The 22188-nt window shown below is 40.2% G+C and carries 13 protein-coding genes; 8 read left to right on the plus strand and 5 right to left on the minus strand.

Going from position 1 to position 22188, the window contains the following annotated elements; translation table 11 throughout:
• Positions 1-113 precede the first annotated feature (113 nt).
• Positions 114-1040 carry a cobalamin-binding protein gene (locus tag V7L31_RS25040; protein WP_334698772.1) on the minus strand — a complete coding sequence of 309 codons (927 nt, stop codon included), beginning with the start codon at positions 1038-1040 and terminating at the stop codon, positions 114-116.
• Positions 1041-1572: 532 nt separating this feature from the next.
• On the opposite strand from V7L31_RS25040, the gene V7L31_RS25045 reads away from it, so the two are divergent.
• The gene (locus tag V7L31_RS25045; RefSeq protein WP_334698773.1) at positions 1573-3348 is read left to right on the plus strand and encodes a sensor histidine kinase; all 1776 of its coding nucleotides are present in this window, start codon (positions 1573-1575) and stop codon (positions 3346-3348) included.
• 232 nt (positions 3349-3580) lie between these two features.
• Here the strand turns inward: V7L31_RS25045 and V7L31_RS25050 are convergent, their stop codons facing one another.
• On the minus strand, positions 3581-4027 hold the full coding sequence (locus V7L31_RS25050; protein WP_334698774.1) for a GNAT family N-acetyltransferase: 447 nt from the start codon (positions 4025-4027) through the stop codon (positions 3581-3583).
• A gap of 236 nt (positions 4028-4263) precedes the next feature.
• Complete coding sequence (pruA, locus tag V7L31_RS25055) at positions 4264-7236, minus strand: L-glutamate gamma-semialdehyde dehydrogenase (protein ID WP_334698775.1); 2973 nt, start codon at positions 7234-7236, stop codon at positions 4264-4266.
• A 478-nt stretch (positions 7237-7714) separates the two neighbouring features.
• Between pruA and V7L31_RS25060 the strand changes: the two genes are divergently transcribed.
• Together V7L31_RS25060 and V7L31_RS25065 are read left to right on the plus strand one after the other, a co-directional pair.
• Positions 7715-8365: an HD domain-containing protein gene (locus tag V7L31_RS25060; protein ID WP_334698776.1), complete on the plus strand. Its 651-nt coding sequence runs from the start codon at positions 7715-7717 to the stop codon at positions 8363-8365.
• A 490-nt stretch (positions 8366-8855) separates the two neighbouring features.
• The gene (locus tag V7L31_RS25065; RefSeq protein ID WP_334698777.1) at positions 8856-10436 is read left to right on the plus strand and encodes a DHA2 family efflux MFS transporter permease subunit; all 1581 of its coding nucleotides are present in this window, start codon (positions 8856-8858) and stop codon (positions 10434-10436) included.
• A gap of 435 nt (positions 10437-10871) precedes the next feature.
• On the opposite strand, the gene nifJ is transcribed toward V7L31_RS25065, so the two are convergent.
• Positions 10872-14516, minus strand: a complete 3645-nt coding sequence (gene nifJ / locus V7L31_RS25070) for a pyruvate:ferredoxin (flavodoxin) oxidoreductase (RefSeq protein WP_334698778.1) — start codon at positions 14514-14516, stop codon at positions 10872-10874.
• A 1177-nt stretch (positions 14517-15693) separates the two neighbouring features.
• Between nifJ and V7L31_RS25075 the strand changes: the two genes are divergently transcribed.
• From V7L31_RS25075 to V7L31_RS25090, 4 genes are all read left to right on the plus strand, one after another.
• Complete coding sequence (locus V7L31_RS25075; protein WP_334698779.1) at positions 15694-17295, plus strand: hypothetical protein; 1602 nt, start codon at positions 15694-15696, stop codon at positions 17293-17295.
• Between the two features lie 27 nt (positions 17296-17322).
• On the plus strand, positions 17323-18903 hold the full coding sequence (locus V7L31_RS25080; RefSeq protein ID WP_334698780.1) for a hypothetical protein: 1581 nt from the start codon (positions 17323-17325) through the stop codon (positions 18901-18903).
• A gap of 10 nt (positions 18904-18913) precedes the next feature.
• Positions 18914-19492, plus strand: coding sequence for a hypothetical protein (locus tag V7L31_RS25085; RefSeq protein ID WP_334698781.1), 579 nt, complete (start codon positions 18914-18916; stop codon positions 19490-19492).
• 1034 nt (positions 19493-20526) lie between these two features.
• On the plus strand, positions 20527-20925 hold the full coding sequence (locus tag V7L31_RS25090) for a hypothetical protein (protein ID WP_334698782.1): 399 nt from the start codon (positions 20527-20529) through the stop codon (positions 20923-20925).
• A 126-nt stretch (positions 20926-21051) separates the two neighbouring features.
• Here the strand turns inward: V7L31_RS25090 and V7L31_RS25095 are convergent, their stop codons facing one another.
• Positions 21052-21174: a hypothetical protein gene (locus V7L31_RS25095; protein WP_334698783.1), complete on the minus strand. Its 123-nt coding sequence runs from the start codon at positions 21172-21174 to the stop codon at positions 21052-21054.
• Positions 21175-21195: 21 nt separating this feature from the next.
• Here V7L31_RS25095 and V7L31_RS25100 point away from each other — a divergent pair, with 21 nt between their 5' ends.
• Positions 21196-21624, plus strand: a complete 429-nt coding sequence (locus V7L31_RS25100) for a bifunctional diaminohydroxyphosphoribosylaminopyrimidine deaminase/5-amino-6-(5-phosphoribosylamino)uracil reductase RibD (RefSeq protein ID WP_334698784.1) — start codon at positions 21196-21198, stop codon at positions 21622-21624.
• Positions 21625-22188 lie beyond the last annotated feature (564 nt).

Consider the following 22188-nt stretch of genomic DNA (forward strand, 5'->3'; position numbering starts at 1 on the left):
TGAACTGTATTGGAATCAGAATTACTCTTTATGGAGGATTGGAATTCTCCAAGACTTGAATTCATACTGAATTCTGAATTCTGACTCCTGACTCCTGACTCCTGAATTCTTCCTCACAAAGTTTCCCAGCCAGTTCCTTTGTAGCCGTATTGAAAAATTTCTGGATGCAAAATTTCTGCCAAAATTTCTAGAGAATCTACCAGTCGTGGCCCTGGGCGATTGAAGTAAGAATTGCCATCAGTGATGTAGACCCTACCAGTTTCAGTCGCGTGTAGTTTTCCCCACTCTGGACGTTGAGTTAACAACTGGGCTTCTTGGCGAGTGCGATTTAAATCAAAGCCACAAGGCATAAAAACAATTACATCTGGATTCGTTGTTAATAGAGTTTCCCACGACAAGACAGCAGAAGGCTGACCTGTAGCGCAAAATAGAGACTGTCCTCCTGCTAAGTTAACTAATTCAGGAATCCAATTCGCAGCGACCATCAAAGGATCAATCCACTCGATGCATACCACAGTAGGCAGTTCATGTAAAGAAAGTCCTTGGATTTTGTGGTGACAAATTTTGACGCGGGCTTCTAAATTTTCTAAGACTTTTACCGAGTCTACGCCAAAGATGTTGCCGACTCGTTCAATATCAGTCCAAACATCCTGGAGAATATTGGGTTGTAAAGAAATAATCTGAGGTTTACTGTCAACGAGTGTGGCAACTGCCTTTTCAACTTCGTGTAAGCTGACAGCACAAACATCGCACTGGTCTTGAGTGAGAATGTGGGTAGGCTGCAACTGCTCTAAAACATCTGTTTTGATTTCATAGATACTAAGAGCAGATTGCAATAATTTGTTCACTTCATCGTTAATCTGGCTGCTGGAGGCATTGGAGTTTAAACGTGCTTGGGTACAAATGGGAAGATTGTGGATTTCTGGAGGGTAATCGCATTCGTGCGATCGCCCCACAATACCATTAACCAACCCTAGTGTCGCTAAAATCTCCGTTCCACCGGGAATCAGGGAAACAATTCTTACATCATTATCCGTCATCGCTCCACCTCCATAAAAGATGCCGTTACCCTGATTTTGACAAAATTTGAGTCATTAGGTATCTTTCTCTAGGAGAATCAAGGGTGTTTTAGTAGTCAGCACTAAGCAATAACTTTAACTGGATATTGGAGACTGGAGACTGAAGATGAGAGATTAAATATTAAGAATTAAGTATCAAATATTAAAAATTAAGAAAGATTTTTCCAGTTCCAGCCCTCAAAACTAAGTTCAAAACATTATACTAATTAACAGTATCTTCATTGGATAGTGGAATTACTTGATAGTAGAATTACTTGATACTTAAAATCGTTGCAATGCTAATTATCCCCTAGCAAAAATTACTGGTATGAAGTAACAGAAGTAATCAGGTAAATCTAGCTTAGAACTCGTTAGCCAGAATCATAAAATTTGATTAGAAAAATTATACTTTCCGGTTATGAAAAACCATATCAAGTAGTTGTAGTTATACAAAGATAGTTTTACTTTTTGCGTAGAACTGCAAGGCAACATTATTTCTTCTTGAGGGCAACTAATGCAAGTGGTGTCAGCTAGAGATATTACAGAGTACAACCAGACCCAAGAGGCTTTAAAAATTAAAGAGCATAGTCGGCGAAAACAAAGCCAAACGCTGGTACAACTGGCAAGAAGCAAGACATTTCAGCAAGGTAATCTCAATGCCGTGTTGAGAGAAATCACAGAAACTACTGCTGGGACGCTCTTAGTCGAGCGAGTTGGCGTATGGTTGTATAATGAAGAACGTTCCAAAATCGAGTGTATTGATTTGTATGATGTGAGGACTAAGCAGCATACCTCTGGTAACTCGCTTTTAAAAATAAATTATCCAGTTTATTTCCAGGCTTTAGAAGAGGAACGTACCATAGCCGCAGATGATGCCATAAACGATATCAGAACTCAAGAATTATCTAAGTCTTATCTTTCAGTTATGGGCATTACATCGCTACTAGATGCACCAATTTGGCTAGAGGGTCGTTTGATAGGCGTAGTGTGTCATGAACACATAGGGAAGGGTCGCCAATGGACTTTGGAAGAAGAGACTTTTGCCGGCTCGATTGCAGATTTTGTGACACTGGCGATAGAAGCAAGCGAGCGAAATGTCGTACAAGAAGCGCTGCGACAAAGTGAGGCGCAATTTAGGGCGATTTTTGAGCGTTCCTCTATCGGCATTGGACTTATAGACATGAAAGCGCAGATAGTCGATGCTAATGTAGCATTGTGTGAGATTTTAGGGTACAGCCGAGAAGAGCTATACGGCAAGACCTTTATCGATTACATTTCCACAGAAAGGGGGGATTTAAAACTTTACAAACAACTGATGTCAGGAATTCGCACAGATTTAAAGAGAAGTTCGAGAGACGGCTTTCAAGCCTCGAAACATCAGGAACAGCTTGTCCAAAGACATCGCATTGAGATGGAAAGACGCTGCTTGCATCAAAATGGTAACTTAGTTTGGACTCATATCTCTGTTTCTGTTATACCAGGCAGCAATGGTGAACCTGAGTTTTTTTTAGCGATGATTGAGGATATTACTAAACGTAAGCAAACTGAGTTGAAACTACGTGCCTCTCAAGAAGCAGCAGAAGCCGCTAATCGGGCAAAAAGTGAATTTTTAGCAACCATGAGCCATGAGTTGCGGACGCCTCTGAATACGATTATGGGTTTGTCGCAGTTGCTACAACAAGAAATAGTTGGCTCTCTGAATGAAAAGCAGAACGAATATGTAAATTCCATATATAGTAGTGGCGAACATCTGCTAGAACTGATTAACGATATTCTCGATTTATCTAAGGTAGAAGCAGGTAAAGAGGAACTGTTCTTATCACCTTTGCCAGTGTCCGATTTATGTAATTATGCCATTTGGACAGTGCGCGATCGCGCCTTAGAAAAGGGATTGCAACTTACCTGTAAAATTGACCTAGAAGACGATATTTGCATTGCTGATGAGCGGCGTATCAAGCAAATGCTACTCAACCTGCTCACAAATGCCATTAAATTCACCCCAGCAGGTCTTGTATCACTGCTAGTCAAAAAAGTACCGCAAGGGATAACGTTTACAATTTCAGATACGGGAATTGGTATAGACTCAAGTCAGTTTCAATTTTTATTTGAACCGTTTAAACAACTTGATAGTCGGTTAAATCGGCAGTATGAAGGCACTGGTTTAGGTTTAGCATTAACACGCAAATTAGCACGTTTGCATGGTGGAGATGTTACTGTGACATCAACTCTAGGAAAGGGTAGTCAGTTCACTCTGTTTCTACCAAATTCAGCGCATCTGGGAGATGAGTGAGCAAATTTTATCTTGGTTATAAAAATACATTTTTTCATGACCGAATAGGAACGTGGATTAAATAAAATGCAAAACTTCATCCTTTCTCTCGCTTCCCTCTCCTTTATAAGGCAATACACTTGGCTTTGTGAAAAATTGTAAAGCAACCCAACAAAGCCCTATAAATATTGGGTTTCGTTCCTCAAATCAACCTACACAATTTAAAGATTTTTTAAAAAAATACAATACATTGTCACTTAGAATCTGAGAAAATTTTCCTCATTTTGATATGGAGAATACTGGCTTCTTCAAATATTTCTCCTTCTTCGATAAAATCCAATTTTTTGTATAAATCTTTTATATATTCTTGAGCATGAACCATTACTTCTGGAATATTTTTTTTAGCTATCACTTGTAGGGCATTTTCCATAATTTTTTTACCAATACCCTGCCCTCTAGCTATCGATAAAACAGCAAGCCTTTCTATTTTGGCAGTTTTTTCATCCAAATATCTGATTCTGGTAGTACCCACAACTTCACCATTTAAATAAGCAATTAGATGAGTAGATATTTCATCTTTACCATCAAATTCTAAAGCGGGATCTACACCTTGTTCTTCTTGAAAAACTGATTTTCTAATTGCTTGAATTGCCGGAAAATCTTGAGGAAATTCAGCAACTTTTATAACTAAATTACTCATTATTATCTGTATCTGTGGGGTTCATATATACAATAGACATCTGGTGAAATTAATGATCAATTATCTGAAAGCTATGTAGAGACGTTATATGTAACGTCTCTACATTCATTTTCATTCCTATAAATAGATAGGACATACGCCCTACTAGTCTGTCAAATTCATTTTGACGGTTAGAGAGATGCGATAAATCGCCGTCTCTACAGGGAATTTGACAGACTACTACCTACTTTTATCGTTCACTCTGCACCTTCAATTGGTGCAAAACCTTGGCGCTGAATATTTTCTGTAACTGCGCGTGGTTCCAAAAATTGCAGGAGGTAATCAGGACCGCCTGCTTTAGAACCTACTCCAGAAAGTTTGAATCCACCAAAGGGTTGCCGTCCAACGATCGCTCCGGTAATATTACGGTTGATGTACAAATTACCGACTTCAAACTCTTCCTGCGCCTGCTGAATGTGCGAAGGTGTTCGAGAATAAAGTCCGCCAGTCAAGGCGAAGTTTGTACCGTTGGCGACTGTTAGCGCTTCCTGGAAATCTTTCACCCGAATTACCGCCAGCACCGGGCCAAAAATTTCTTGCTGGGAAATTACCGCATTTGGCGATACTTCACTAAAGATGACTGGCCCGATAAAATATCCTTGTTCGGGTGATGGTAATTCCAATGCTAGTTGTGCTTCTGCCTTACCCTTCTCAATATACTCGCGGATGCGATCGCGCGCATTAGCATCAATTACTGGCCCAACTTGGGTACTCGGTAACTCTGCTTCCCCAATATTTAAGGATTTCGTCGCTTCCACCAATCGCTGCACAAAGGCATCATAAATTGGTTGCAGTACAATCACCCTGGAAGCAGCAGAACATTTTTGTCCACTGTAACCAAATGCCGATTGCACTACCCCGACAACAGCCTGGTCTAAATCAGCACTTTCATCGACAATAATGGCATTCTTGCCACCCATTTCCGCAATCACCCGCTTCATGTGCTTTTGTCCGGGTTTCAGCGTTGCTGCCTCTGCGTAAATTCTACAGCCTACTTCTTGGGAACCAGTAAAAGCAATCACATGAGTATCTGGATGATTTACCAAATAAGCCCCAACTTGGGAACCCTTGCCAGGTACGTATTGAAATACACCTTTAGGAAACCCAGCGTCTACCAAGATTTCTGTAAATTTCGCTGCAATTACAGAAGATGTTTCCGCAGGTTTGAGGAGAGTGCAATTGCCGGAAACCAAAGCTGCAACAGTCATTCCACAAGCGATCGCTAGCGGGAAATTCCAAGGAGAAATCACTACAGCAATTCCCCGTGGTTGATAAATATAACGATTGGTTTCACCAGGTATGTCGTAATTCACACCTTCGTCTAAACGTTCTATCTCATCAGCGTAGTATCGACAGAAGTCTATCGCTTCCGAAACCTCTCCATCAGCTTCCTTAACTGGTTTCCCAACTTCCAACACTATCCAAGCTGAAAATTCGGCGCGGCGGAGTTCCAGCAAATCTCCCGCTTTCCGCAAAATATCAGCGCGTTGTTTGGCTGGTGTTTTCTTCCACCCAGGAAACGCCGCTTTCGCAGCTTGCATCGCCTGTTGGGCCTGTTCAACGCTAATCAACCCAACTTTACCAATTACTTCACTGAACTTAGAAGGATTGAGAGAATCAACAAATTCTGGCGTGTTGACATACTCGCCATTAATTAGAGGTAAATAAGTTTTACCCAGCTGTTGACGAACGTTTTGGAAAGCTTGCGCCGTCTTTGTTCTCACCTCTTCTTCAGCGTAATCGGTATCAGCCGCACCGAGGAAATGAGAGTTAGGAGTTAAAGAGTTTTTTTCTTCTTTGACAATTGGCGGCGCTAATAACTCTTCAATTGGTCGATTTTCGAGATTTTGCCGTAAAAAAGAACTGTTAGCGGTATTTTCCAACAACCGCCGAATTAAATACGCCATCCCAGGTAATAATTCACCGTAGGGACAGTAAACTCTTACCCGATAACCCCTGTCAACCAACGCCTTGGCAACTTTATCACCCATACCGTACAGAACTTGTAATTCAAAGCGACGGCGAGGGACATTTAAGCTTTCAGCAATGGCAATGGCGCGAGAGTGCGATCGCACGTTATGGCTACCAATGGCAGAATAGACATATTGATGATTTTCTAACAATAGCTGAGTGATGGTTTCAAAGTTCGCATCAGTTGCCGCTTTATCGTTGTAAACTGGCTGTTTCCAATGCTTTTGGGCTGCTTTGATGGTTTCTTGATCCCAGTATGCGCCTTTGACCAAACGGATTGTTAGGGGATAACCGCGCTGTTTCAACCAAGAAATTACGTCTTTGACATCTTGCTCACTATCACGCAGATATGCTTGAATTGTGATGCCAATATCTGTACGTTGCCGAAACTCTTCTTCTAGTAACAGTTTTTTCAGGATGCTGAGAGTTATATCCTTATACGCATACTGTTCCATATCAAAATGCACAGCTGCGCCCAACTCTTTAGCACGACGTAAGAGAGTACGGATGCGATCGCTAACTCGCTCCTCACTACCTTTAGCATCTAATGGGTCAAATTGGGAATAAAACGCCGTTAATTTCACAGAAACCTGAACTTTTGGGATTGCTTCGCCATCAGCCTCATCAATAGCCGGGATAGCTGACCAATTCTTTGATGCTTCCACCAATTGTTGCATTAATTCTAGATAGCGTTCTAGATAAGACTGCGCTTCCGCTTCTGTAATTACGGCTTCACCAAGTAAGTCGATGGTGAAAGCCATTTTCTCTTTTCGCAGTCGTTCAACTGTTTTGATGACTTGTTTAATATTTTCCCCAGAAATATATTTATGGGCGAGAGTCTCAACCGCTGTACCAACAGTTGTAGCAGCAACTTGTCCTGGTACAGAGTCGGGATTAGCAAAGTTAAGCATCCCCTTCAAAGCTGCTGGTAATTCTACAGATTCATCGCCGAGATATTCTTGTAAATGTGAGGCAATTTCTGATTTACTGTGTAAAGCAGGTAGTGTATCTATAAAGCGAAATAGTTGCACCCGCAAGCCAGGATTACTCATCGCCCAAGCTAGTAATTTATCATCCCAGCGCATTTGATCCCGCAGGGAAGAAAAAAACGAACGATTTTCCTGCGTTGCTGCGAGAAGTTGTTTAGCAATTTCTTGGGTTTTAGTTTCGTAGGTGCTTGTTTGTACTTGTAATACCACTGATAATAAACTCCGTTAATCAAGGCAAGGCTTTTTGTATAAACCCTGTGTCTTCTATTTTGACGCTTTCATTTCGCAGTCACCATATTTAACGTGAGTTCAACGAACCTCTCCCTGCCTTGAACTTTAGTTCAAGTCTGTCCCTCTCCGATTCGGAGAGGGACGGTTTTGCATAGTAAAACCAGGGAGAGGTTTTTTGATTGAGCAAATTGGCTAGATATTATATGAGTAATCGAATTCACGTCATATTTAGTAGGCAGTGGGGAACTCAATTCAAAATTAAAGAATTTCTACCTCCTGCCCCCTGCCCCCTACCCCCTACCTCCTGCCTCCTGCCTTCTGCCTCCTACCTCCTCTTTCCCAATGCCCAATTCAATAACAAATGTTATCCTTTTGTTGATCTATTTCTAATTTGATACACAGATATTGCAACACAAGAGATTAGCTCAGTCATACTAAGAGCGTCAATACTAAATTTATGCCTACAGAAAACCTCACGCATATTTTATTTTCTAACTGGCAACACACACTCCAACCCTTTGGCGTTGACCAGGTAGCGGCTGATAAAGCCTTTTATCCTTTGGTTGCAGCTTACTCTACTCCTGGTCGCTACTACCATACACTGAAACACGTCGATCGCATTCTCAGCACAATTCAGATTTTGCAAGGCTACACCAATAACTTAGCAGCTGTTCAACTAGCTGCCTGGTTTCACGATGTAGTGTATGACTCTCAAGCTCAAGATAATGAAGAACGAAGTGCGGACTATGCTTCTGAATTGCTGAGTAATTTGGGTATTCCAGAAACTATCATCACTACTGTCACCCGTCTGATTCTGAACACTAAAGACCATCAAGCTGCGGTGAATGATTATGATAGCCAAGTTTTACTTGATGCAGATTTAGGGATTTTGGCTACTGACCCAGTGCAATATCAAGAATACACCCATGCCATTCGCCAGGAATATGCCTGGGTGGCAGAAGAAGATTATATCAAAGGTCGTCAACAGGTTTTAGAGGGATTTTTAAGGCGATCGCATATCTACTTTACGCCTTTAATGTTAGAGTTCGCCGAACCATCTGCCCGTGGCAATATCCAGGGAGAAATTCAGTCTTTATTGTCTGGTTAGTTTTACATCAATTTTCCTTATAGATGCAACACCTGTTAAAGTAGCACTGACTTTTCACATCATGTAGCAAGTTCTACAAAAAACCTAACCTACTTGCCGCGACGCTAAGACAAGGTAGTTTCATACAAGCAGAGAAAAACTAAACTCAGGTTTCAAAGCCTCTCTCCGCCTCGGATAGAGGTTATCTGTTGGCTTCCATGCCCGCCCATAAATAAATTTTTTTGGCTTTTAGCTAAAGTCTACTTCAGTAGACTGGAGATTTTTGGCGATATTTAGTCATCTTCAGATGACTTTGCCTATGAGACGGGAATTTCAATTCCCGGCGGACAAACAGTTTCGCGTTAAGTTGACACCAATGGGCACTGCCGTGCCCTTACGGATGTACTAGGTTGGGAAATGCTATATTAATATTTTAATTTAGCCATCAGAAAGAAAGATAAGATTTAATAAGAGATTTTTTGCTACTGAATTTGGAAATAGGAAAAACACTATGGCTAATACTGGTGTAATTCATCAACAAGCACCTCCAGAGCGTGTACCACTAAGAACCTGGATTGGTGTATTAGCTAGTATGCTTGGTGCATTTATGGCAGTATTAGATATTCAAATAACTAATGCTTCGCTGCAAGATATTCAAGCAAGTCTAGGAGCGACTCTAGAAGAAGGTTCTTGGATTTCTACAGCCTATCTTGTAGCAGAAATTGTGGTAATTCCTCTAACAGGATGGTTATCACGGGTATTTTCTCTGCGGCGTTATCTGTTAGTAAATACTGCACTATTTATTTTATTTTCTATCTGCTGTGCTTGGTCGTGGAATCTAAATTCTATGATTTTATTCCGCGCCTTACAAGGTTTTAGTGGAGGAGTGTTAATTCCCACTGCGATGACAGTTGTCTTAACGACTTTACCTCAATCTAAGCAATCAATTGGACTGGCTGCATTTGGTTTTAGTGCAGTTTTTGCGCCTTCAATTGGCCCGACAATAGGAGGGTGGTTAACAGAAAATTTTGGTTGGGAATACAACTTTTATATAAATGTAATTCCAGGGATATTAATGCTAGCTGGCGTTTGGTATGGAATTAAGCAAGAGCTACCCCAAATTAATTTACTGAAACAAGGTGATTGGTGGGGAATTATTGCGATGGCAATTGGGCTAGGTTCCCTGCAAGTTGTTTTAGAAGAAGGTAGCCGCAAAGATTGGTTTAGTTCAGCATTTATTGTACGTTTAAGTATACTAGCAGTAATTTTTATAACGATATTTTTTTTAATAGAACTAACTCGTAAACAACCATTTATTAATTTGCGACTTTTACTTCGGCGTAACTTTGGTTTAGCCAGTATTGTTAATGTATCGCTAGGGGTAGGATTATATGGTTCAATTTATATTTTACCTCTATATCTTGCTCAAATTCAACAATATAATGCGCTACAAATTGGCGAAGTATTGATTTGGGCTGGTATTCCCCAACTATTTATTATTCCTCTCATCCCCAGAGTAATGCAACGCATTGATGTGCGTTTAATGGTGGCTGTTGGTGTGACTTTGTTTTCCATCAGTGCATTTATGAACTCTGGAATGACTCATGAAACTGGATTAGAGCAATTACGATGGTCGCAATTTGTGCGAGCAATGGGACAACCTCTAATTATGGTACCACTTAGTTCTATTGCCACTGCTGGTTTGAATCCAAAAGAAGCAGGTTCAGCGAGTGGTTTATTTAATATGATGCGGAATATGGGCGGTTCTATCGGAATTGCATCTTTAGCAACTTTATTAAGTAATAGAGAGCAATTCCACTCGAATAGATTGGGTGATGGAGTATCTTTATATAATCCAGAAACTCAACAGCGAATTGACCAAATGACCCAGTATTTTATCAGTCGAGGGGCAGATTTAAATACCGCTCATAATCAAGCGATCGCATCTATATCAAATATAGTCCGTCGGGAAGCATTTGTGCTGGCTTTTAACGATTGTTTCTACTTTATTGGTATTGCATTATTACTCAGTGGCATTGCCGTTTTATTCCTCAAAAAAGTGAAGCCAACAGGTGGGGCTGTGGCTCATTAGACTTGTTCTATAGGTAGCCCTTTCAAGGTGTGTTATGGCAGGGGACTGGGGACTGGGTTGAAAGTCTGTTTGTATATAGGTTTTATGATCAGTTACAGCTATTTTCAGGTAAATAGACCACGCGGTAGGGGCACAGCATTGCTCATTGGTGTCAACTTAACGTAAAACCGCTCGTCCGTCGGAAATTGAAATTCCCGCCTCATAGCTAAAGTCATCTAAAGATGACTAAATATCGCCAAAAATCTCCAGTCTACTTCAGTAGACTTAAGCCGATTAGCCCGGAAATTTATTTCCGGGCGGGCATGGAAGCCAACAGTTAAGCTATTTCCAACTTAAGTTGACATCAATGGCAAGATGCCCACCCCACAATATTGGATAATTTATTTCTTGGAGTTCCCTTACCTCCTAGCTCCTTAAGAAAACCATTTTAGATGTCTAGATAGTCTCGCGCTTTGCTAAATATTGGTACATCTGCCAACGTGCATCGACTTCAACTTGGGCTTGTTCTAACAAGTGCTTGGCTACCTCTGGTTTGCTCTTAGTCAGCATCTTGAAACGATTTTCTTGATACATCGAATGTTCTACAGATTGCGTAGGCGATTGCATATCCAATTGCAAAGGATTTTTACCCTGGTTAAGCAACTCTGGATTATGCCGATACAACAACCAACGACCTGATTCTACCAGAGTTTTCTGATGATTCATCCCTGTAGTCATATTGATGCCGTGGGCGATGCAATGGCTGTAAGCAATAATCAGTGATGGCCCGTCATAAGCCTCTGCTTCTAAAAATGCCTTGAGGGTATGTTCATCTCTCGCACCAAGGGCTACACTCGCTACGTAGACATTTCCGTAGGTCATGGCAATCATCCCTAAGTCTTTTTTAGGTGCTGGCTTACCACTGGCGGCATATTTGGCAACTGCGGCTTTTGGCGTAGCTTTAGAAGATTGACCGCCTGTATTAGAATACACTTCTGTATCCATCACCAAAATATTGACATTTCGACCACTAGCAATTACATGATCGATACCGCCAAAATCGATATCATAAGCCCAACCGTCACCACCAACAATCCAGACGCTTTTTCTCACCAAATAGTCTGCAAGAGATTTGAGATTTTGAATTTTAGATTTGAGATTGGGGTCAAGAGTGACGATTTCATCTAACCTCTGCTGTAATAGTTCTATCCTTTCGCGCTGTTCCCAAATGTCAGCCTCAGATTTTTGTTCAGCTTTCAGGATTGACTGAGTAAGGTTTTCATCTATTTCACTGCCCAATTGTTGCAACAACTCGGCTGCAAACTCGGCTTGTTTGTTGAGGGAGAGGCGGAAGCCAAAACCAAATTCGGCGTTATCTTCAAATAGATTATTAGACCATGCGGGGCCGCGTCCTTCGGCGTTGGTTGTCCAAGGAGTTGTGGGGAGATTGCCACCATAAATTGAAGAACAACCTGTAGCATTGGCGATGACGGCGCGATCGCCAAACAATTGTGTTAATAATTTTAAATAAGGTGTTTCACCACAACCTGCACAAGCACCAGAGAATTCAAATAAGGGTTCTTGCAGTTGTTGTTGGCGAATCTGGTTTAATTTTAGCGATCGCCTATCAGGATTAGGTAAACTCAAAAAGAAATCCCAATTTTTCCGCTCTTGCTCTTGTAAAGGCAACTGCTGTGCCATATTAATCGCTTTCCGCGATGGCTCAGATTTATCTTTAGCAGGGCAAACATTTACACAAATAGTACATCCCGTGCAATCTTCTGGGGCAACTTGAATGGTAAATTTTTGATTGGCAAAATCTTTATCTTTTGCAGGAGTTGATTTGAAGGTTCCTGGCGCATTAACTAACTCATCTGCTTGATAAGCCTTGGCACGGATGGCGCTATGGGGACAAACCATGACGCACTTCCCACATTGAACGCACACATCCGGCTCCCACACAGGTATCTCTTCGGCAACGTTACGTTTTTCCCATTTGGCAGTCCCGACGGGAAATGTGCCATCAACTGGTAATGTGCTAACAGGTAAATCATCACCTTCCCAAATCATAATTTTGCCTAGAACTTCTCGCACAAATTCGGGGGCGGAATTAAGTGGGGAGTGGAGAGTAGGGAGTAGGGAATGGGGAGTGGGGATTGTCTGGGGGACATCTACTTTATGTAAGTTGTCTAAGGTATTGTCTACGGCTTGCAAGTTCATGCGGACAACTTCTACGCCTTTTTTACCATAGGTTTTTTCAATGGCTTGTTTGATTTTAGCTATGGCTTCTTCTTGGGGCAAGACACCAGCTAAAGCAAAGAAGCATACCTGCATAATAGTGTTAATTCTGCCACCCATGCCACTTTCACGGGCAACCTGGCTAGCATTAATTACGTATAACTTCAAATGCTTTTCGATAATTTGCTGCTGCACTTTCAACGGCAAATATTCCCAGACGGTATCTGCATTGTATGGACTATTAAGCAGCAAAGTCGCCCCAGGAATAGCAGCTTTTAAAATATCTATGCGTTCTAGAAATCCCCAGTGATGGCAACCAATAAAGTTAGCTTGGTCAATTAGATAGGTGGAGCGAATTGGCTCTTTACCGAAGCGGAGGTGAGAAACGGTCATTGAACCAGATTTTTTGGAGTCAAAGACAAAGTAGCCTTGGGCGTAGTTGTCAGTTTCTTCACCAATAATCTTGATAGAGTTTTTGTTAGCCCCAACAGTGCCATCCGCACCTAATCCATAAAACATTGCTCTGACAACATTATCCGATTCTGTGGAGAATTTGGGGTCAAAGCTGAGAGAAGTGTGACTAACGTCGTCATTAATCCCAATCGTAAAATGATTCTTCGGTTTAGCTTCGGCAAGATTATCAAAAATCCCCTTCACCATCGCCGGCGTAAATTCCTTAGACGAAAGACCGTAACGACCACCAATAATTTTAGGCAGAGGGGCGGAGGGGCGGAGGGGCAGAGGGGAATCTAATCCTAATTGCTCCTCTGCTCCTCTGCTCCCTTGCTCCCCTGCTCTCTTATCTCCCCACCCTTCATGGATAGCAGCCACAACATCTAAATACAAAGGCTCACCAGCGCTACCTGCTTCTTTGGTGCGGTCGAGAACTGCGATCGCTTGTACACTAGTTGGTAATACTGCAACAAACTTTTGGACATCAAAGGGGCGGTAAAGTCGCACTTTGACTACACCAAGTTTTTCACCACGGGCGTTTAGGTAATCTACTGTTTCATGGACGGTTTCACAGCCTGAACCCATAATAACGATAACGCGATCGGCATCGTTAGCACCGTAATATTCATAGATTTTATAATGCCTCCCCGTGCGTTCTCCAAATTCATCCATGATCCGTTGGACAATATCTGGACAAGCGTTGTAGTAAGGGTTAGCGCCTTCTCTTCCTTGGAAGTAGACATCAGGGTTTTGGGCAGTCCCCCGCAAGACTGGACGATCTGGGGTGAGGGCGCGGCTGCGGTGGGCAAGTATGAGATGATCGTGGATGAGCGATCGCAAATCGTCATCTGAAAGCAATTTGACTTTCTGTACTTCATGTGAGGTACGGAAACCGTCAAAGAAGTGCATAAACGAGACTCGCGTCTCTAGAGTAGCAGCATGGGCAATAAGAGCAAAATCTTGACTTTCTTGCACCGAAGCCGAACACAGCATAGCAAAACCAGTCGCCCGAGCTGCCATTACATCGCTATGGTCGCCAAAAATCGATAGAGCATGGGTAGCCAAAGAACGAGCAGCAACGTGAACCACAGCGCTAGTCAGTTCACCAGCAATTTTATAAAAGTTGGGGATCATCAACAATAATCCCTGAGATGCAGTGAAGGTGGTACTTAGAGAACCTGTTTGCAATGCCCCATGTACAGCACCAGCCGCCCCACCTTCGCTCTGCATCTGCACGACACTGGGAATAGTACCCCAGAGGTTGGGACGACGTTCTGCTGACCAAGCGTCTGCCCATTCACCCATTGCTGAAGAGGGGGTGATGGGATAAATGGCAATCACTTCATTTAGTTTGTAAGCAACACGGGCGACAGCTTCATTCCCATCGATGGTTGCAAAGGTTTTGTTCATAATTGGATTTTTGTCCCCGTCTCTAAACTGCATTATCAGAACACGTAAGTAGGAAAATTATAAATACCCAGAGCCAGGAAGCTAGTGTATTAAAATTGGAAAATTCAGGAGTCATAGTTAGGGTTTACCCTTGTTTAAAGTATGAATTATTAATGAGTTTCGGCTCTTTAGTTAACTTTAAATAAATACTGCAAATATTAGTATTGCATTTGCAATATCGCATTTATTAATATGTATTAATGATGTACTCACTAATCACACTTTCGATTAGATAAGGCTTTCAGGCAGTTTTTCGTTTTTTGTAGGGTATGGGTTCGGGGATTTCTAAAAGTGTGGTCTAGATAAATGAAAACAGGTGTAAAACTCACTACATGCAGGGTGTTCGTCAACTAATGATACTCACTCTCCTGGCAAAGAAATACCTGCGCTCACAATTAGGGAAGATAATCAATAGACTTGTCCAGAAATTTATATCCCAGTATTTGTAAAAGTTTTAGACAACATTTATATGTCTTTTTTGCTCGATATTAGCTAGTGTTCTGACTAGGTGAGGATTCCCTAGCCCAGATCCCCTGGAAAAAATTCACTCTCGTTTGCCACTAATGGGGTAATACAGCACTTCCGGCAGCTATGAGGTACATCCTCAAAGCTGAAAGCTATGCTAGGAGAGGGGCAAGAAGAAAAACTGTATTGCATAATAGCGGGAAGCGCTGTAAAGCTGTCACCAGCCGTCATGTCAAGCCTGAAAACTTTGCTAATAAAAGCTTACAGATAGAAAATTGCCATTCGTTATATTTTATAAGTAATTTTTCTGGAATTTACCGTTTTTAAGTTGGTTAACTATAAATAGTTGGGGTAGTTGGGTATCTAGCCATTGTCTTGTGTTCCACAAGCAGGGTATAACACGTCTGCTACAACTGTACTGCGATTTTAGCCGTGCAATGATGCCTACGTTCTCAACTGCGACCCGGCATCACTGATGTGTAGAATCATCTACAATACAAATAAATATTTGTAAAAAAATATGTGGAAGCACTCAAACTATAAAAAAATCATGAATAATAATTAAACTAAATAAATTTTTATATGCTTTATTATACTAGTTAACTAAGCAGAGTCGAAATCTTTCTAAATGAGTGTTTTGGATGCATTTTACCCATCAACTAGGAGGATAGAAATGACGATTTATGCTCGTGTCAGCCCCTCAACTATCAAGCTGATAGAAACTTATTACTATGAAAAATATATTGATAGTAATGAATCTCTTGAGGAAAAAGAAGCTCCGAAAGGAAAAATCGAAGTTATCATTCCCTATGATGGTCATAAGCATTTTAATCAAAAAGCAATTCAAGATGTTGCAAAACAAATAAGTAATAGCTCTTCAGAAAAAGAAGTTCAGGCTCTCATTGGACATTTAGTAATCAGCAATTATGACAAGACAGACTTAGAAAGTTTGTTATCTGAAAATCAACAAAATCAGTCTGTACCGCTTCTAATTCCTGTTGCTAACAATACCTTGTCTAAGATAAAACAATTAGGTGAGGATAAACATCTGTGTATTATCGAATATGACTACCGGCCTATCACCCCTGAATTTAAGCCTATTTATCTAGAAATACAGGTATTAGATGATTACAATGATCTGAGGTTTTCTCAAGAAGATAAAATCCTCTGGAATTCCTCAAAAAATTTAATGGAACAATACAACAGGGGCGATCTTGTCAATAATATTGCTGATAACATTTCTAGAAAAATCAAATCAGGATTTGGAGTAGACGACGATTTATTAAAAGGAAAATTATTTATAGAAATTAAAGTTCGGCTAGCTTTACCTATTGAATTTAAATTACCTGAATTACCTCGAATAAAAAGATTATCAATTGAATGGCCTACTCTGACATCTTTTCGTAATTTTGGTCTCAATTTTATTGAGTCTCAGAATACATCTACAGAAAATAATGTTTCCAATCCTCTAAATATCGTCTATAATCCCCTCACTAAAAGTTTGGAATGGATTTCTCAATCAACTGATGCTTTGATAACTAAGTTAAAGCAGGCAGAATTGGAAAATTCAAATGCTCAGTGGCAAAATTATGAAATCAAGATGTTACTTGGAATTATTCAGCCTGGTGAGCTTTACCAGGAACCTAATTTAAAAGGAGAAATTGAAATTGAAATTCCAGACCTACTCCTATCGGGATTGCAAACTAGATTCTACGGATTTAATAACAACAGTAATAGTAAAGTTGGTGAATATAAAAAAGAGTATAGTGAGTTTAAAAGCCGAATTGTTACTAATTTTAACTTAAATCTTAATGAAGCATTTAAAAAAAGAATTCGATCTACTGCACAAGAGTTCATTTTTAATAATGTCTTACCAACTGAGGAAAATCTAAGAATTATTAAAAATGTCTTAAAATCTCAAGGATTTTCAAGTGATTCCATAACACTAACACCATCTCGAAATCAAAGTTCTAATCAGTCAAATAGTCAGATTAATATTACCGAACAAAAGTGGTTAATATATGCAGAACGTTCAGAAGGGATAGATACAATGACTTTATGGATTGTTATCCCTGGAGAAGAAAAGAAAACATTGGTAACTGTTCGAGGAAAAATAGAATACAAACAGGAAGAAACAACTGGAAAGTTGACGATGTATTTGCTAGGAAAACTTCCTCGTCGTAGCGATATTTTAATACAAAGAATGAATGCTTTACAACGGGAACTCCGCAAGCAGTTAGAAAGAGTTCAACAAGGACCAGCTACCGGACTGTAAAAATGAGATGAAGGAAAAGAAAAAATCATGGGCGCACAACTTCTGAAAAATGCTCCAAAAGCACGCTGCTATAAGTGTAAAACTACAGATATTGCATATATCTGTCATCACTGTGGAAGACTTATGTGTGATAGCCATACTTTTTTCACATCGGTGAGTCACAAAAATCAACAAGAGAATGGGAACAGTAAACCAAAATTGCTAACTACAGAGTTTACTAAACTGAATCTTAGTGATACTGAATGTGGAGAAGAACCTTATCATTGCTCTGATTGTATCCATATTGTTAGGAGTATTGCTTGGAAACCAATTTTGATTGGAAGCTTCATTTTGGTAATCAGTTTATTAGCCATTCCTAACAATCGTCTAGGAATAAAATTATTCGGTTTGTTGACAGGAGGAGGATTAGTTGGATATGAAATTTATGCCAGCAGAAAAATAAAAAAGCAAGCTCTTCAAGAAAAGCCACCTCTACCAGTGCTTCCTAGCTTTGACAAAGTTCAGATAACGGAAATCTTGAAAGGTCATATTACTCTAGATTCCGATGGAAATTATCAAGTCAGATTATCTTCTTTACAAGGACAGTTGGACATTGATATGAGCCTTCAAGGTGAGGACTATGAACGGCTTGAAAGATATTATCGTCCCAAATATCGTTCAGCAGATAAATTTCATGCAGGTTTTTTAGTCTTAAAAGGTGCAGCAGGAATTAAGTTGACCGAAGATGTCTTATCCAGTCCAATTATTCTCAATCCTAATGATACGGCTATCCGGTTAGTTGATGATATAAATGAACAACCTCTTTTAAGTGGAAATGACGAGCGAAATGCACACAAAAAACATATTAGTTTAAGTTACAATCTACTAAAAAATCCTGATAGCAATTTCTTTCCAATTCAGTTAGTTGTTTGTTTTCATCAAGCAACAGATAGGCGAGGATTAGAAATAGCAATTCAATGGAATCAACCAGAAACATCTGATAATTACAAAGATAAATTGCCCAAATTACAAGTTAGTAAAATTGAGTTATTAGAACTAAAATTTCCTGTAAGTTGGGGTCGAGTCGAAAATATTAATTTAAGGGATAATGCCTCTATAGCAGAAGATGAACGGACAATCTCTTGGCGGAAAATTCAAATCGAAAACGAAGCATATAAAGACCGTCGTTGCATCTTCCTAGTTCAATTTGAAAACCGCATTGATCCTGTCAATAATGAGAGTATTATTACAGGAAAAATGAAAGTTGTTTTTCACAAAACACTCTCTGGTTTAGAGGATATACAGTTTTATTTTCCTACTGGTAAACCCCATAAATCTTTTGATAAAAATAAATCAATTATTCAGACTGAAGTTGAAGCAGATTTGCAACTGAGTTTGGCTAATATTCGCTATCAACATACTAAGAATTTTCCAGAAGATGATAAATTTTCTGCCACTAGACAGAGAACTTTGGATTTTCAAGGCATTAGTCCCACCTATAATATTATCGGGTTATTGACTGATGCTATGAGTTCCACAGAACAGGGTTTTTATGTCAAACAAGTGATTGAAAATCAATCGGCTCTTAATGTAGCCGCTAATAGACTTAATCGCAGTGGAGCTAGTTAAAGTTAAAGCTATGGGTCAATTTCAATGTCATGAAGATGTTTCTTTAGGTCGTTTACTAACAGGTGAAACTGTAACATTTTTTCTTCAAGTATGTCCTCTGGCAAGTGGCACTGACGTACCTATTTACATAGAAGTTAGTTATACTGAGAAAGGTAAACAACCTTACGAGCGTACTATTTCTACATCATTGCAAGTAATTAAAAAAGATGAAACTGTACCAACATATACCTTTAATAATCCCTCATTTTCTGGTGGCTTTGCTGGACGAGATTACACAGGTAATGTTACCCATAACCATGCTCAAGAGGTAAATCTAGCCAAAGCAGCACAAGACATTCAGGATTTACTTGTTCAATTGGATCGGAGTTATCCAACTAAGACAAAGGAAGAGAAACAAACGGCTATAGTTAAAAAAATTGAACAACATATTAAGCGCGATCCTGCTTTGAAGGATAAATTGTGGAATGCTCTTAAAACAGGTAGTGTGGAGGCTTTGAAACAAACCCTAGATGGGATTTATAAAAACCCTGCTGTTAGCATTTCGGTTGAGGCAATAAAGGGGTTTTTGGAAGCAGAGTACAGGGAATAAGGTAGAGGTACAGCAATGCTCATTGGTGTCAACTTAATGTGAAACTCTCGTCAAGACGTGATTCTGATTTCACTCACTTACCATTACGATCCATGTCACCCTACCCCGGTTTTGTCTAAAGCCAAAACCGCCTCTCTCCGTGCGGGGCTACGGTGTACACACAAGTCGTAAAATTCCACCTGACGCTTGGTTTAGTCCTCTAGTCTGGGCTGTTGGATTGCTCCGGGAGACCCGTCATTGCGAACGCGAGTGCGTTTCCTAGAGAGGAGGAACGACGTTCGCGCAGCGTGTGGCAGACAAGCAATCGCATAATCAATACCTTTGCCAAAATAAGAGCATAGATAAATTTTGGTAAAACTGGCAAAATCAAGTATAGATAAGCATTTCGTCAAAAAGGTATTTTGGAATCTGAAACCCTTATCCTGCTGTGAATACGTTAAAAAAACCTTGTGAGAAACCTCAAAGGAATTTTTAGGGCTGATTGTTTTTGCCAAGCCTCAGATAAAAGGGAGTTAATGGTTAAAGCATCATCATCTCATCCTCGTAAATTGGCGAAGGTATTGATAATCCTATAGTTTTTGCGATTAGTTCGCTCCGTTCGTAATGACAATTTTATTGGGTCTAAAAAGCTTGAAACCCTTGCAGATACCACTTGTGTGTACACCGTAGCCGTGCGGGGAGGGGTGGGGTAAAATGCCTATGGAATAAGCGTTTCAACTTAACCATTTTTTATCACTCTCGCTAAAGCATAATTAAATGCGATCGCAAAAACTGAGACAGAGAGTATGGTTAAGCCTTGCCCACCTGCGCTCACAGTAAAATTTGTGGACGAATACTGCCAGTTGTATCAAAACATCTTCCCAGACAAAAGTCTACATCTAATTAGACTCCACTATATTTTTAATGAAGTTTAGCTATAGTTCTTAACTATCTGTGCTAGCTTGGAATACTTAAACTAGGCTGTTATTTTTTGGTTTCTGTATCTAGCCAATCGTAATTATTAAACTGATATTAAATGTTTGAGAGATTAAATTATGAAATCCTCTTTCATCACCTTAGTCGTTGTGATTAGCGCACTTACTCTTTCCCAGAGTGCCTATGGCAATGAAGAGAATATTCTCAATACAACTAGCGATCGCAATCAAGCTCAAGTTTTATTCACACAACCAGCCACGATTAACAGTACATGGAATAATTTTATCGGACAGGCTAATAATCCCCAACAAACTGCTGAATCAGTTTCGCTAACGCGAGAGCGAGGATGCCCAAAAATTAGCCCGCTTGAGTTAATAAATGACCCAGGCTCTTTTTTTAAGCAATGTCAGCAGCCAGCAAGTACCCAAAGTTCTCAAAGTACTGAGCCAATTGAGTACCTCAAGGTTCCTAAACTGGATTCTGGTACTGGTATTAGTGTGACAGTTACTCAGTTTTAATATATAAACTTTTTTAACCAGAGATAACCAATTCTTGGTAGTGTAATTTATCGAACTGAATTCAGGAGTCAGGAGTCAGAATGGGCTAAACGCCCCGCTACCGCTAACAGAATGAATTCTGTATGACTAGCGGATAGCGCAGCGTAAAGCCAACTCTTGGAGAGGCGGCATGGCTTCTCTACGCGCATCGTCTCGTAGAGAGCGTCTTGATTCTGACTCCTGAATTCTGACTTCTGAATTCTTCTTCAACTCAATAATTTACGCTCAAACATGAATGAAATATTTATGCTAGCTGCTTTAACTCAAAGCAGAAAAGCAATGCCTGAATGTTTGCCGAATCCACCAGTCGGCTGTGTAATTGTAGATGCTCAAGAAATAATAGCTCAAGGATACACGCGGATACCGGGAAAACACCATGCTGAGGCTGATGCACTTCAACAGATTCAAGGCAAAGCTTTCAACTTCTTGAAAATGTATGTCACACTTGAACCTTGTTCTTTTCATGGACGCACACCATCATGTGCTTTAGCGATCGCTGAAGATCGTCGAATACATGAAATATATGTATCTATACTCGATCCAGACCCCCGCAACAATGGTCAAGGATTAGATATTCTCAGAATTGCAGGAAAAACGGTTAATGTCGGATTATGCGCCAATGAAGTGAATGCTTTTCTTAGCCAATATCTACGAAAGTGATGCAATACTGTTTGGTTAAGGCAAGAGACGCGATGAATCGCCAGACTGCTCGTTGTAGAGACGCCGATTTATCGCGTCTTTGTATTATCGCATCTTTAGCGATCTAAAGTTTTCATCAAAAAACCTTAACCGAACCGTATTGGAAGTGGAAGTCATAACAGTCAACTACCCGCTTCAATTAAAATCTTGCTGGCGATCGCAGCTGTTCCCGATCTTGCCAAGGATAATACTTGGTGTTAGTGTTACCACTGTTAGTCTAGAAAATGTTTTCAGGAGTAATTACATTGATAATACCAAATTTCATGCGGATATCTGCGTGTAGTATGACTCAAGGGCAATTGTGGCAGATACCTGCATCTTGGTCATCCTAAATTCTTAATACCAGACTCAAAAAGAAAGTTATTCTTTAGCGGAGGGATAAGAAAAGTGCTTGCTTTCATCCTTAGCGATCGCCTCCTACCTACCCGTCTTCAGATGATTAGATTATCTAGCAAAAAAATAGAGATCAAAAATGGGTATTTTAGATTTAATTTTTACTGAATGAGAATTACATGGAAGTATCAG

The organism is Nostoc sp., from assembly GCF_036916655.1.
GTDB lineage: Bacteria > Cyanobacteriota > Cyanobacteriia > Cyanobacteriales > Nostocaceae > Nostoc.